11 protein-coding genes are annotated in these 13995 nt (G+C 71.4%); 7 read left to right on the forward strand and 4 right to left on the reverse strand.

What is annotated here, in order from left to right; genetic code table 11:
- The first annotated feature begins 132 nt into the window (after nt 1–132).
- The 3 genes from H6693_13570 to H6693_13580 all read left to right on the forward strand — a co-directional run bounded on the left by H6693_13570 (nt 133) and on the right by H6693_13580 (nt 3620).
- The gene (locus tag H6693_13570) at nt 133–2532 is read left to right on the forward strand and encodes a T9SS type A sorting domain-containing protein (protein ID MCB9517214.1); all 2400 of its coding nucleotides are present in this window, start codon (nt 133–135) and stop codon (nt 2530–2532) included.
- A 145-nt stretch (nt 2533–2677) separates the two neighbouring features.
- On the forward strand, nt 2678–2905 hold the full coding sequence (locus H6693_13575; GenBank protein MCB9517215.1) for a hypothetical protein: 228 nt from the start codon (nt 2678–2680) through the stop codon (nt 2903–2905).
- A 133-nt stretch (nt 2906–3038) separates the two neighbouring features.
- Nucleotides 3039–3620: a hypothetical protein gene (locus H6693_13580; GenBank protein ID MCB9517216.1), complete on the forward strand. Its 582-nt coding sequence runs from the start codon at nt 3039–3041 to the stop codon at nt 3618–3620.
- Here the strand turns inward: H6693_13580 and H6693_13585 are convergent.
- A complete protein-coding gene (locus tag H6693_13585; protein MCB9517217.1) occupies nt 3598–4926 on the reverse strand; it encodes a hypothetical protein in 1329 nt (442 codons plus the stop codon). The two genes, H6693_13580 and H6693_13585, sit on opposite strands and share 23 nt — an antisense overlap.
- A gap of 119 nt (nt 4927–5045) precedes the next feature.
- Here H6693_13585 and H6693_13590 point away from each other — a divergent pair, with 119 nt between their 5' ends.
- Together H6693_13590 and H6693_13595 are read left to right on the forward strand one after the other, a co-directional pair.
- Nucleotides 5046–5393: a hypothetical protein gene (locus tag H6693_13590; GenBank protein ID MCB9517218.1), complete on the forward strand. Its 348-nt coding sequence runs from the start codon at nt 5046–5048 to the stop codon at nt 5391–5393.
- Between the two features lie 60 nt (nt 5394–5453).
- Nucleotides 5454–6692, forward strand: coding sequence for a PQQ-binding-like beta-propeller repeat protein (locus H6693_13595; protein ID MCB9517219.1), 1239 nt, complete (start codon nt 5454–5456; stop codon nt 6690–6692).
- Between the two features lie 420 nt (nt 6693–7112).
- Here the strand turns inward: H6693_13595 and H6693_13600 are convergent, their stop codons facing one another.
- Nucleotides 7113–7682, reverse strand: a complete 570-nt coding sequence (locus tag H6693_13600) for a PepSY-associated TM helix domain-containing protein (protein MCB9517220.1) — start codon at nt 7680–7682, stop codon at nt 7113–7115.
- Nucleotides 7683–7692: 10 nt separating this feature from the next.
- Nucleotides 7693–8208 carry a DUF4920 domain-containing protein gene (locus H6693_13605; protein MCB9517221.1) on the reverse strand — a complete coding sequence of 172 codons (516 nt, stop codon included), beginning with the start codon at nt 8206–8208 and terminating at the stop codon, nt 7693–7695.
- 174 nt (nt 8209–8382) lie between these two features.
- Here H6693_13605 and tadA point away from each other — a divergent pair, with 174 nt between their 5' ends.
- Complete coding sequence (gene tadA, locus H6693_13610) at nt 8383–10326, forward strand: Flp pilus assembly complex ATPase component TadA (GenBank protein ID MCB9517222.1); 1944 nt, start codon at nt 8383–8385, stop codon at nt 10324–10326.
- Nucleotides 10323–12023, forward strand: a complete 1701-nt coding sequence (locus tag H6693_13615) for a hypothetical protein (protein ID MCB9517223.1) — start codon at nt 10323–10325, stop codon at nt 12021–12023. Before tadA ends, H6693_13615 begins: the two co-directional genes overlap by 4 nt.
- On the opposite strand, the gene H6693_13620 is transcribed toward H6693_13615, so the two are convergent.
- A complete protein-coding gene (locus H6693_13620; GenBank protein ID MCB9517224.1) occupies nt 12020–13951 on the reverse strand; it encodes an acetoacetate--CoA ligase in 1932 nt (643 codons plus the stop codon). The two genes, H6693_13615 and H6693_13620, sit on opposite strands and share 4 nt — an antisense overlap.
- Between the last annotated feature and the right edge of the window lie 44 nt (nt 13952–13995).

Below are 13995 nucleotides of genomic sequence, written 5' to 3' on the forward strand. Positions count from 1 at the left end.
TCCCAGCGTCTACGAGGTGATGGTCCACACCGAGCCGCACCTGCCCGGCGGGCCGCCACACTCCTGATTTCCGTGCCCCGGGGGCGTCTGGTATAATGAACGCCCGCAGCTTCTACCCGAGAGGAGATCCCCGTGCACCTCAGCGCTAGCGCCCTCAGGCGGCTCGTGGCCGCACTGTTCGTCCTGTCCCTCTGCGCGGGTCTGGCCCAGGCCCAGGTCTATGAGCACCACGCGCAGGTCCGCTTCTGGCTCGACACCGCCATGGACCGCGAGGCACTGGCGGCCGACGCGGGCCGTCTCGACATCGCCACCCGTGGCGACGGCTACGTGGACATCATCGTGCCGCTGAGCGAGCTGCCGAACATGCTCTCGCGCGGCAGCCGCGTGGAGGTGATCCACGACGACCTGGAGACCTTCTACGCCTCGCGCCTCGGCGACCGCGACACGCAGGGCGACTTCGGCGCCTACCACACCTTCTCCGAGTCCGTGGCCTGGATGGATTCGCTGCGGGACAGCTATCCGAACGTCATCAGCGCGCGCTGGTCGCTGGGCCAGGGCTGGGACGGCAACGACCTCTGGTGCTTCCGCGTCTCGGACAACCCCGACACCGACGAGGCCGGCGAGCCCGAGATCCTCTTCGACGGCATGCACCACGCCCGCGAGATCATGGCCGCCGAGATGCCCATGATGCTGGCCGAGTACCTCTGCCAGCAGTACTACGCGGGCGACCCGGACATCGTGAACCTCGTCAATGGGAACGAGATCTACTTCGTCCCCATCGTGAACCCGGACGGCTTCCTGTACAACGAGCTGACCAATCCCAACGGCGGCGGCATGTGGCGCAAGAATCGCCGCAACAACGGCGACGGCACCTACGGCGTGGACAACAACCGCAACTACACCTACGAGTGGGGCTGCAGCTGGGGCAGCAGCGGCTACACCGGCGACGAGACCTACCGTGGCCCGTCCGCCGGCAGCGAGCCGGAGACCCAGGCCATCATGGCGTTCATCAACGCCCACGATTTCGTGGTGCGGCAGAGCTTCCACACCTATGGCGAGCTCACGCTCTACCCCTGGGGCTACACCACCGACGACACGGTCGACGGGGACATCTTCCGCGAGATCGCCGCGGCCATGGTGCAGTTCAACGGCTACACGCCCGGCCAGCCGGGCGAGGTGCTCTACGACGTCTGCGGCGGCAACTTCGACTGGGACTACGGCGCCCAGACCGAGCACACGAAGATCTTCGGCGTCTCCACCGAGATCGGCAACGACGGCTTCTGGCCGGCCAGCAGCCGCCGCCAGCAGCTCTTCGACGAGAACCTCTGGCCCTCGCTCTACCTCATCGACATCGCCGGCACGCTGCGCAGCGTGAGCTGGCAGCACGCGCCGCTGCCCTTCACGCCCAGCGGCGGCGGCAGCTACACGGCCGTCGGCGTGCCCCAGGGCTACGAGGGCGCGGACATCGCGGCGGGCAGCGTCGCGCTGTTCTACCGCGTGAACGGCGGGGCCTTCGTGCAGGTGGCCATGTCGCCCACGGGCCAGCCGGGCGAGTTCGGCGGCAGCATCCCGGCGCAGAGCCAGGGCAGCGTGGTGGAGTACTACCTGAGCGCCAGCGACGTGAGCGGCCACACCGGCACCAGCCCCCGCAACGCGCCGGACGCGCTGCACTACTTCGAGGTGAACACGGCCTTCGACCACGCCATGGAGCTGGATCGCGGCTGGCTGGGCGGCGCCCCCGGCGACGACGCCAGCACCGGCATCTGGGTCCGCGTGGATCCGGTCGGCACCGCGGCGCAGCCCGAGGACGACCACACGCCCATGGGCACGATGTGCTGGGTCACGGGCCAGCACCTGGCCGGCCAGACCATCGGCTACAACGACGTGGACAGCGGCACGACCACGCTGCTCTCGCCCACCTACGACTTCACCGGCGCCACCGCGGCCAGCCTGAGTTACTGGCGCTGGTACTCCAACGACCAGGGCAGCGCCCCGGGCGAGGACTACTGGGACGTCTACGCCAGCAACGACGGCGGCCAGACCTGGACCAGCCTCGAGCACACGCTGGTGAGCAGCAACGCCTGGGAGAGCCACAGCGTCGACCTGCTCTCGCTCTTCCCGACGCCGGGCCTGATCCAGGTGAAGTTCGTGGCCAGCGACCTGGGCAGCGGCTCGATCGTGGAGGGCGCCGTGGACGACTTCAGCATCGCGGGCGTCTTCGATACCACGGACGCGGGGGACGGACCGTCGGCCTTCACCCTGAGCCTGGACCGCGCCTACCCGAACCCCTTCAACCCGAAGACGACCATCGCCTTCGTGGTGCCCGAGGCGGGTTTCGTCACCCTGGGGATCTACGACGCCCAGGGCCGCATGGTCCGCTCGCTGCTGGCCGAGCCGCTGCCTGCCGGCCCGCAGGCCGTGAGCTGGAACGGCCGTGACGCCATGGGGCGTCCGGCGGCCAGCGGCATCTACTTCGTGCGACTGGCCCAGAGCGGCGTCGAGCGCAGCCAGAAGCTGGTGCTCGCGAAGTAAGGCGCCGCGCGCTCTCCTGGAACCCGGCGGCGCCCGCGTGGCGTCGCCGGGATTCTTTTTGTGGACCCCTTTGCCAAGTTGTGGAATCGTCTCCATACTGCGAGTGGGTACCGCCTGCGGCCGGAGCGCCGCAAAGGAGGTCCGAATGAGTGCCGGAGTGGACAGGGCGCAGCAAGAGCAGATGGTCGTGCTCGCCGCCGACGGCGACGACCGCGAGCGCCGCGAGATGGCGGCGGTTCTGCGCAGCCTCGCCCAGGCCATGGACAACCAGGACGTGGTGGGCAATCCGCTGCTGGTTCTCGAGCAGCGCTGCTACGAGCGCCTCGTGGGACTCCATCGCCGTGCGGCCAAGGCCGCCAGTCCTCAGGGCTGAATCGCGCTCATCCCACCGAACCCTCACGCGAGCTCGCGTGAGGGGCTTCTCCGCATCTTCGAATTCGTGTTGGCGACGTTCCCGCACAGGGCTAGACTCCGCGCACCCTCACCTCAGCCCCTCAAGGAGAATCATGTCCGGACGACACAACCGTTGGCTCCTCGCCGCCGCGGTGGCGCTGCTGCTCGTGCCCACCCTGGCCTGCGCGCAGGACAGGATCCTCGAGATCGATCTGGCGCCGGGCGAACCCGAGCCCATTCCCCCGAACTGCACCGGCTGGCACGAGCTGTGGCCGAGCTTCTGCACGGCCGCGCACCAGGACAGCCTGGACGACAATGGCGACGGCATGCTCAGCGTCGACGACGTCATCATCCTCGACCTCATGCCCTATCACGTGGACTGGGTGGGCCCCACCTACACCCTGGACTGCGACATCCAGGTGCAGCCCACGGACTACCAGGACGGCGACCCGGCCGGTCAGACCTGGATCGAGATGGCGCCCAACTACGGCGAGCTCTGGCAGATCGACGAGTGGGCGGACAATGGCAACGGCGCCGTCGACATCTGCGACAACCTCGTCATGACGGGCGGTGTCGCCGGCGAGACCCTGATCTGCCACATCGACGACATCAGCACCTCGATCCACGTCACCATGGTCACCACGCCGGTGGAGCGCAGCTCCTGGAGCAGGTTCAAGAGCCTGTTCGGGATGTAGCCCGCGCCGCCCCTCCGTAGAGGGGCAGCCCGGCGCCCTTCCACGCGGCGGTCCCGCCCTGGAAGACGAGCACGCGCCGCCAGCCGAGCGTCGCCGCCTTCGTGGCGGCGACGCGACTGCGCACGCAGTCGGGCCCGTAGCAGTAGACCACCAGCGAGTCGCGCGCGGACTCGAGCTCCGGCCAGTCCCGTGCGAGGCGTACGGCGAGGGAGTCGTCCACCAGTTCCGCCGGCAGCAGGACGGCGCCCGGCAGATGGGCGCGCCGGAAGTCGCGCAGGCCGCGCAGATCGAACAGGGGCAGCCGCGGCGACGGGCGATCCGCGAGCGACGGGTTGTCCCCGGCGATTGCCGCGCGCAGCGCGGCGGCGTCCAGCACCCGGGTCGTGGGCAGCGCCGGATCGGCCGCCCACGCCGCCCAGCCGCCGAGCTGCACCGCCGCCGGGACGTCCATCAGCCGAAAGTACAGGTAGGCGAGGAAGGGCCGATCGTCCGCGGCGTTCTCCCCCGACAGCACGAAGGTGGCCGCGAGATCCACCGTGTCCCGCGGCCGCGGGCCGAAGCGGGCGAAGGCCGCGCGGGCCTCGGGCGGCTGGGGCCAGCTCGCGTCTGCCGGCAGCTGCGCGAGGATGTCGTAGGGCAGCGCGTGGGGGATGTGCCCCGCCGGCCCCGCCCAGCGGGCCTCGCCGCGCAGGTCGAGGATCTCGCAGGTCGTGACCTCGCCCAGGTGCGCGAGGATCCAGCCGGGCGTGGCGAGCAGCTCGGGTCGCGCCGCCCCCGGGGGCGGGGGCTCCGCAGGCGCGGGCGGTTTCGGGACGGCCTCCGTCAACTCGCCGCCTCGCTGTGCCCAGGCGGTGACGCCGCCGTCGAGGATGCGCGGCAGGGGATAGCCCGCCCAGTCCAGCGCCCAGGCCAGGCGGGCCAGATCGGCACGGCCCGGCGCGTCGGTGTAGAGCAGCAGGGGGGCGTTCGGGGCCACGCCCTCGGCGGCGAGCCAGCGCGCGAAGGCGGCCGGATCCGCTGCGCCGAGGGCAGCGGCCAGCGGGGCCGCGAAGTCGAGGCGGCGGGCGTCGGGCAGGTGGCCCCGGGCGTAGCGGTCGGCGGCGCGGAGATCGAGGATCGCCGGGCGGCGCACCCGCGGCAGGTGGTGGAGCTCCCGGGCCGACAGGAGCGCGTCGGGATAGTGGGGCTCCGGCCGCGCGGGCCGGCCCAGCCAGGGGTAGGGATTGTCCGGACTGCGCTGCGCCGAGGCAGGCGCGGCGCCCAGGAGCGCGAGGACGAGGGCGAAGAGCGCGGAGGGGCGGCGCATGCCGCGAGCCTAGCGCCGGGCGACGCCCGCCGCAAGCGCCGCCCATTCTTGGCAACCTCGGCCGAAACTGCTAAAATCGGACCTGGCCGACCGATGTGGGCGGTCCGGAAGGAGCGAGAATGAAGTCACTGCGCCTGGCGCTCGTCCTCCTGCTCGCGCCCGCCCTGGCGGCGGCCGCGCCCAGCTTCGGCTGGATGCAGACCTACGAGGGCGGCGGCAACTACCTCGACGAGGCCACGCTGGCCCTCACCGACCCCGAGGGCAACCTCGTGCTGGGCGGCGTGAGCCACGACGGCATCTACGGGCTGGACGTCCTCGTCTGCAAGCTGTCCCGCGAGACGGGCGCCGTGCTGTGGGAGACGCGGCAGGAGGCCTTCGACACCAACGACATGGCCGTGAGCGACATGTGCTGGGACGGGCAGGCGGATCTGCTCGTGGCCGGCTACGTCGTCGGCTGCGTTGGGTGAGGCCACGGCGACGACATCGTCGTCCTGAAGCTGGACGGCGAGACCGGAGAGGTTCTCTGGTTGCAGCACTACGCTCCCGCAGGTGATCAGCACGAGACGGCCTACGCCATCGCCGCCGGCGCGAACGGCGACGCCTACGTGGTGGGTCGCGCCTACACCGAAGGCGCCATGGACGACATGATCGCCCTGCGCCTGGCCGCCGCCGACGGCTCGATCGTGTGGAACACGCGCGTCGACGGCCCCGAGCACGGCAATGACCGCGCCTATGACGTCGTCCTCGACGCGGCCGGCGATCTCATCTTCACGGGCATCAGCGTGAACGCGGACGTCACCGCCGACTACCTGACGGTCAAGCTGGCCGCCGCCGACGGCCGCGTGCTCTGGACGCGCCGTGACCCCGACGCCCTGGACAACGACAACCGCGCCGGCTGGATCGGCCTCGCCCCGGGCGGGCTGGACGTCATCGTCGCCAACCGCACGTGGCTCAGCGGCCACTCCTTCGACGTGGTGCTCTTCCGCTACGCCGGCGCGAACGGCGCCCGGCAGTGGAGCGCCAGCTACGACCGCGCCGGCGGCGCCGACGACCTGCGCGACCTGCTCATCGACGCCGACGGCTTCCCCGTGGTCACGGGCGTGTCGTCCGGCGACATGATGACCCTCCGCTTCGACCCCAGCGACGGCGGGCTCGTCTGGGACGCCTTCAAGGACGGTCCGATGGGCTGGTACGATCTCGCCGACTGCGCGATCGACGGCCCCGACGGCCTGCTCCTCGTGGGCGGCTACACCGACGGCGGCGACAGCACCTGGGACGCGACGATCGTCGCCTACGACCGCGCCACCGGCGACGAGGCCTGGACGCTGATCTTCGACGGCGCCGACAGCCTGACCGATGAGCTGCGTGGCCTCGCTCTCGGACCCGACGGCGAGCTCTACGCCGCGGGCTACAGCTACGCCTACGGCACCGACATGGACATGCTGGCGCTGCGCTACGACTTCACCCAGACGGCCGTGCCGGGCGCCTGGTCCGGCGCCGCACCCGTGTCGGCCTGGCCCAATCCCTTCAGCGAGCGGGTGCAGCTCCGCGCCGCGCTGCCCGCGGCCGGCGACTACCGGGCGGCGATCTACGACCTGCAGGGCCGCGCGCTGCGCCACTTCGCGGGCCGCGCCGCCGCCGGCGAGCTCGGCCTCGCCTGGGACGGCCGCGACGACGCCGGACGCCTCGCCCCCGCAGGCGTCTACCTGGTCCGCGTGACCAGCGAGACCGGCGCCTGGCAGGGCCGCGTGATGCGCCTGCGCTGACCGCACCGATGACGCCTTCGACTCCGAGCCCGGGCCGCGCTGCGGACCGGGTTTTTCGTGCGCGGTACTCGCCCCCGGGGGCGGATGGGATGGGCGCCGTGCCGCCGCTGCCCAGTCCTCGAATCCGACCCGCCCCCGGGGGCGGGCTGGACGACGGGGTCCGATATCCCCTGCGCTTCCGCTGGGGATTCTCTCTCGGCCCACGACTCAAGAAAGAGCAGCCCGGCCCTTGCGAAGGGTACTAATGTATAGTATCATGTCTTGGCTGTCAAGGCGAGGCCGAAGGGTATCGGGGGAATCCGCGATTGGAGCGGGGAGCGGCACCCGCCCCCGGGGGCGGGTGCACCAGGTCTTGGCGCACCGAGGCCGGCTGCGCACGAGGGGAGATGTGGGCAACGGCTCGGCGGGCGAGAGCCGGTACTAGCGCCCCGCCACGATGAAGGCGTAGGCCAGCGGCAGCAGGACGCCCAGCAGCATCAGCACGCCGCCGCGGCCCTTGAGGCCCTTGCGGCCGCGCACGAGGAAGATGCCCGACACGGCGAGCACGATGAGCACGCCGGCGTAGACGTCGGCGATGCCCGTCCAGGCGCGCTTGCCCGTGTTGAGGTGCATGAAGTTCATCTCGTAGAGCCAGGCGCGGCGCTTCACGCTCTCGCGGAGGAACTCGCCGGTGACGAGATTCACTTCGATCTTGCTGCCGCCCTCGAGGAACACGGCGAGGAACTCGCGCCCCGAGCGCCACGTGCTCTTGACGGCGATTTCGGGATCCAGCGCAGCCAGGCGCTCGAGCACCAGCGGCGCGATCGCCGCGGTCTCGCCCGTGCCGGGCGGCTCGATGCGCTCGACCACCCGGCTGCGCTGGTAGTTGGCGTCCCAGTGATGGGCGTGATTCACCGCCAGTCCACTGATGGCGTAGACCAGGGTGAGCCCCACCGCGAGGAAACCCAGCTCGCGGTGGAGCCAGAGGCAGACTCGACGAAACGTCGCCATGTGAAGCGGCTTAGCCCTTCAGCGACTGCTCGGCGGCCGGCGCGGCGGCCCGCTCCAGCACCACGGCGCCGGTGCCCGTGATCTGGTAGAGCGTCATGCACTCGGTGACGGACTCGGGGTTGAACTTGTCGCCGGTCTTCTCGGCCTGCGCGCCGCAGTAGGCCTTGGTGGTCTCGAGGTCGAGCTTGTTGGCGGTCCAGACGCCCTCGGCGATCACGGTCTCGCCCAGGATCTCCGGCGGGAAGACGATGACGCCGTCCTGCACCTTCACGCGCACGGACTCGCCGTCCTTGTCGGCGCCGATGTTGATCCAGCAGCCGCGGTGCTCGCAGACGCCGACGGCCGGGCCCTGGACGCGCACGACCTTGCCCACGTAGGCGTCGGGGTCGGCCAGCAGGGTGCTGACGGCGACGGTCTCGCGCGAGCTGACGCCCTCGCCGTAGGTGGTCTCGCCCGCCGCGGCCAGGCTCATGGCCACGGGGAGAATGAAGAGGCACAGCGCGATGCTGAGGAGTCCCTTGCGCATGGACGTCGCTCCTTGGGAGTGAGGGTCTGGGTCGTATTGCAGCTAATAGGGTGCGGAATGCCGCCAACAAATGCAAGCCCGGACGGTTCCCGCCCACCTCCGTTTTTCCTAAATGCAACGATGACACCGGCCGATGACCTGGTGCGGCCCCCTCCGGCCGCGGGAGGTGTCGTCTTGCCCACCGTGATCCGGGACCGACTCGGCGCCCTGCTCGAGCAGCGGCGGCTGCTGGATCTGCCCACCCTGCGCGCGCTTCGCGACCGGGTGGCGTCCGGGCAGGACACGCTGGAGGCCCTCCTCCTCGGCGAGGGGCACTTCGGCCGCCAGCAGTTGCTGGAGATCCTCGAGAACCACCACTTCTGTCCGTCGGTGGACCTCAGCGACCCGGCCTACGCGCCGGCGGCTCTGCAGCTGCTGCCCCGCGCGCTGGCCGAGCGCCACGACTGCTGTCCGGTGGACCTCAAGGGCGACGCCCTGCGCGTGGCCTTTGCCGATCCCGACGACCCCGCGGCGCGGGAGGCGGTGGCAGGCGCGGCCGGCCGGGAAGTTCTCGTGCTCGTGGCGCTGGAAACCGACCTGCGCGCCGCGCGCCGGGCGCTCTACGACCGCATGGAGTCCGAGCTGGCGGCGGGTGCGAAGGCCGCGGAGATCCGCGTGACCGCGCCCGCGCCGGCGCCTCGACACCGCGAGGTCGAGCCCGTGCACGGGCTCGAAGGCAAGACGCCCGCGGAGCTGGTGCAGACCCTGCTCCACGCGGCCGCGGCGCGCGGCGCCACGGACATCCACCTGGAGGCGGCCGAGAACTCCCTCGGCGTGCGCTTCCGCCTCGACGGCATCCTCCACCGGGTGGCCACGCTGCCCCGCGAGTCCGCGGCCGGGGTGATCTCGCGGATCAAGATCCTCGCCGCGCTGGACATCGCCGAGCACCGGCTGCCCCAGGACGGGCGCATCGCCGTGCGCGACGGCGACCGCCTCTTCGATCTGCGCGTGAGCGTCATGCCCGCGCAGCACGGCGAGAAGGCGGTGCTGCGTCTGCTGGAGAAGCGCGAGGACCTGATGGACATCCGGAAGCTGCGCCTGCCGCCGGCCATCCAGGAGAACTTCGCCGAGTTCCTGCGCGATCCCATGGGCTTCTACCTCGTCTCGGGGCCGACCGGCAGCGGCAAGACCACCACGCTCTACGCCGCGCTGCAGGCGCTGGACCGCGAGGCGCTCAACATCGCCACGCTGGAGGACCCGATCGAGTACTCGGTGCCCGGGATCACCCAGACCCAGGTGCAGGAGGCCATCGGCCTGGACTTCGCCACGGGCTTGCGGGCGCTGCTGCGCCAGGACCCGGACGTCATCCTCGTGGGCGAGATGCGCGACCTGGAGACGGTGGAGGTGGCCTGCCGCGCGTCGCTCACGGGGCACAAGGTGCTCAGCACCATCCACACCAACGACGCCTGCCAGGTGGTGACGCGCCTCATCGACATGGGCACGCAGCCGCACCTGATCGCGGCGACGCTGCGCGGCGTGCTGGCCCAGCGGCTGCTGCGGCGGATCTGTCCGCACTGCGCCGAGGAGTACAGCGCCAGCGAGACCGAGCTGGCCCTGCTGGGCTACCCCGAGTCGGCGACCCTGCGCCGGGGCGTGGGCTGTCCGCACTGCGCGGGCACGGGCTACAAGGGGCGCATGGCCGTCTACGAGTACTTCAAGGTGGAGGAGGACATCCACCGGCTGATCCTGGACCGCGCCTCGCCCTACGCGATCCGCTACGCCGCCAAGCGGGCGGGGATGCTGCTCATGGCCGACTACGCCAAGCACGCGGTGCTGGAGGGGGAGACGAGCGTGGAGGAGGTGCAGCGCGTCGTGCTGTCCGAGGCGCCGCGGGAGCAGCTCTGCCACAACTGCCAGCGCGTCGTGAGCGTGGACTTCAGCGTCTGCCCGTTCTGCCAGGCCAAGCTCAAGGAGTCCTGCGACCACTGCGGGAAGCCGGTGGAGTCGGGCTGGGAGAGCTGCCCGAGCTGCGGGCACCACCTGGAGCGGGAGTGGGAGCGCGTCTACTGCCGGCACTGCCTCGCGCCGGTGCAGCCCGAATGGACGAGCTGCGACTTCTGCGGCGGGGCCCTGAAATGAGCGATCGCATCGAGCTCATGCCCACCGGCATCCGCGGACTCGACCACCTGCTGGGCGGAGGCATCGTGCGGGGCAACAGCCTGCTGGTGGAGGGGCCGCCCGGCAGCGGCAAGACCACCGTGGCGCTGCGCACGCTCTACGAGGGCGCCGTGCAGTACGGCGAGCCCGGGCTCATCCTCACCTTCGAGGAGTTCCCGCGGCAGATCTACCAGGAGGCGGCGGGCTTCGGCATGGACCTGGCCGCGCTCGAGCAGGCCGGCAAGCTGCGCATCGTCTGGACGCCGCCGGAGCGCATCCTCCAGGGCTTCGCCGGCAAGAGCGACCTGGTGGAGAACATCGTCAGCAGCATGGGCGTGCGGCGGCTGGTGATCGACAGCATCACGCACTTCAAGCGCGTGGCTCACTCGGAGATCGAGCTGCGCGAGACGCTGGCAGAGATCCTCAACTACCTGAAGCTGAAGGGCATCAACGCGTTCCTGGTGAAGGAGCTGGAGCGCATGGACGACGCCACCATCGCCTTCGAGGAATACCTCGTGGACGCGAGCCTGCGCGTCTACAACGCCCGCTCGGATCAGGGCGGCGACAACGAGCGCTTCCTCGAGATCCGCAAGACGCGCGGACAGCGGCACGTGTCGGGCCTGCATCCCTTCGAGCTGGGCGAGCGCGGCCTGGTGGTCTATCCGCGCCTGCGTCCCGAGGACGTCTGCCTGCGCGTCAGGCAGTCGAGCGGCCCGCGCCGCCGCGTGCCGCTGGGCGTGCCCGGCCTCGACGCCATGCTCGACGGCGGCTTCTGGTCGGGCTCCTTCAACCTGGCCAGCGGCTACCAGGGCACGGGCAAGACGGTCCTCGCCTACCACTTCATCGAGGCCGGCCTGGCCGCGGGGGAGGCCTGCCGCGTGGTCGTCTTCAATCGCCGCGCCGAGGACCTGCTCGCCGAGGTGGAGAGCCTCGGCCTCGACTGGGGGCCGGCGCTGGCGGCGGGCCTGCTGCGCGTGGACGTGTTCACGCGCGGCGGCATGAGCATGGAGAAGTTCCTCGGCGCCATGCAGGAGTCATTGCACGCGGCGCCGGCCGCGCGGCTGGCGCTCGAATCCCTCGACGACCTCTTCGCCATGCCGGGCCGCCACCGCCGGGCCGCCGACGGCGTCCAGGTGCTGCGGGCGCTCTGCCACGACGTGGGCGCCACGGCGCTCGTCCTCACGCGGGCCAGGGATCTGGCCGGCGACCTGCACGACCGCGCGCGCGAGATCGGCGAGTTCACCGACGGCGTGCTGCAGTTCTCGCTGGCCGAGAACGAGGGGCGGCTGCGGCGCTTCATCAGCGTGCGCAAGCACGCGGGCAGCGGACACGTGAAGGAGCTGCGCGAACTGGAGATCGGCGCGGGCGGCATGCGCGTGGCCGAGAGCGCGGGACGTCATCGCGGCATCCTCACCGGCCAGATGCAGCTCGCGCCAGGCGAGGTGGCGCCCGAGGTGATGCCCCGGGTCAAGGCGGTGCGCGAGATCTTCCAGGAACTGCTGAGCGCCGAGGCGCTGCCCGGCGAGCTGCGCGCGCGCCTTCAGGCGGCGCGGCGCGAGCTGGTGCTGGCGGACGTGGTGCTGCAGGAGCACTTCGGGCTCACGCAGTTCACCGCCCTCGCCGCGCGCGAGCGGGCCAAGGAGCCCGCGCCCCAGGCGCTCGAGACGATCGAGAACTAGCCCAGCTCGCTCCGGTCGCGGTAGAACTCCAGCGCCTCGGGGTTGGCCAGGGCCTCGGTGTTCTTCACCGGACGTCCGTGGATCACCTCGCGCACGGCCAGCTCGGAGATCTTGCCGCTGCGCGTGCGCGGGATGTCCGCGACCTGCGCGATGACCGCGGGCACATGGCGCGGCGTGGTGTTCTCCCGGATGCGGCGGCGGATCTCGGCGCGCAGGGCGTCGTCGAGAACGAGGCCTTCGCCGAGGCGGACGAAGAGCACCACGCGCTGGTCGCCCTCCCGCTCCTGGCCCACCACGATCGCCTCTTCCACACTGGGAATCTGCTCGACCTGCCGGTAGATTTCGGCCGTGCCGATGCGCACGCCGCCGGGATTCAGCGTGGCGTCGCTGCGCCCGTAGACGATCACGCCCCCGTGCTCCGTCAGCTCCACCAGGTCGCCATGGCGCCAGACGCCGGGGAAGTGCTCGAAGTAGGCGGCGCGGTAGCGGCTGCCGTCGTCGTCGCCCCAGAAGCCCACCGGCATGGAGGGCGCGGGGGAGGCGCAGACCAGCTCGCCCGGCTCGCCGACCACGGGGCGGCCGTCGTCGCCGAAGACCTGCACGTCCATCCCCAGGCCACGGCACTGGATCTCCCCGCGCCAGACGGGCAGCACCGGGTTGCCCAGCATGAAGCAGGAGACGATGTCCGTGCCACCGGCGATGCTCGCCAGCTGCAGGTCCGCCTTGATGTCCTCGTAGACGTAGTCGAAGCTCTCCGGCACCAGCGGCGAGCCCGTGGAGCAGAGCGTGCGCAGCGCGGAGAGGTCGTGGGTCTCCGCCGGCTTCAGCCCCACCTTCTTGCAGGCGTCGAGGAACTTGGCGCTGGTGCCGAAGAGGGTGAGCCGCTCGCGCTCGGCCAGGTCCCAGAGCACCTGCGGCCGCGGGTGGAAGGGGCTGCCGTCGTAGAGGACCAGCGTGGCGCCCGTGGCCAGGCCGCTGACGAGCCAGTTCCACATCATCCAGCCGGTGGTGGTGAAGTAGAAGAAGCGGTCGTCCACGCGCAGGTCGGAGTGCAGCCGGTGCTCCTTGAGGTGCTGGAGCAGCGTGCCGCCGGCGCCGTGGGTGATGCACTTCGGCCGGCCCGTCGTGCCGGACGAGAAGAGGATGTAGAGCGGCTGCGCGAAGGGGAAGCGCGGAAACTCGGGCGGGCCGGCGGGAGCGGCGGCCAGGAAGGCGGCGAAGTCCTCGGCGCCCGGGATCGTCGACGGATCCGTGCCGCCGGTGTCACGCACCACGAGGACCCGCTCCACGGTGGGCAGACCCGCCAGCACGCCGCGCAGCTTCTCCTCGGAGCTGAAGACCTGGCCCTTGTAGAGATGCCCGTCGGCGACCACGAGGAAGCGCGGTTCCACCTGCCCGAAGCGGTCCAGCACGCCCTGCACGCCGAAGTCCGGCGACGCCGACGACCAGATCGCGCCCAGGCTGGCCACCGCCAGCGCGGCCACGATCGCCTCGGGGATGTTGGGGATGAACGCGGCGACGCGGTCGCCTTCCCTGAGACCGGCCGCGTGGAAGGCCCGCTGCGCGCGGCCCACCTGATCGGCCAGCTCGGCGAAGCTGAGCTGGCGGCGGTGGCCGTCCTCGCGCTGGAGGACGATGGCCGGCGCGTCGTCACGGCGCCAGAGCAGGTTCTCGGCGACGCTGAGCCGGGCGTCGGGGAACCAGCGGGCGCCGGGGAGGCGGTCGCCGTCCACCAGGACGCGCTCGCCCATCTCGCCGCGGACGCCGCAGAAGTCCCAGAGTTCGCGCCAGAAGGCGGCGGGCTCGCGCACGGACCAGGCGTGGAGCGCGGGGTAGTCCGCGTGTCCGGTGCGCTGCAGGAAGGCGTGCATCGCGGTGCCGCGCACGCGGGTGGGGCTGGGCGTCCACAGGGGGGCGGCCGGGGCCATGGGCACCTCCGGGGCTGGGGTCCGGCGCAAAGGGCGGAGCCTAG

This window comes from Candidatus Latescibacterota bacterium, from assembly GCA_020633725.1.
Taxonomy (GTDB): Bacteria; Krumholzibacteriota; Krumholzibacteriia; order JACNKJ01; family JACNKJ01; genus VGXI01.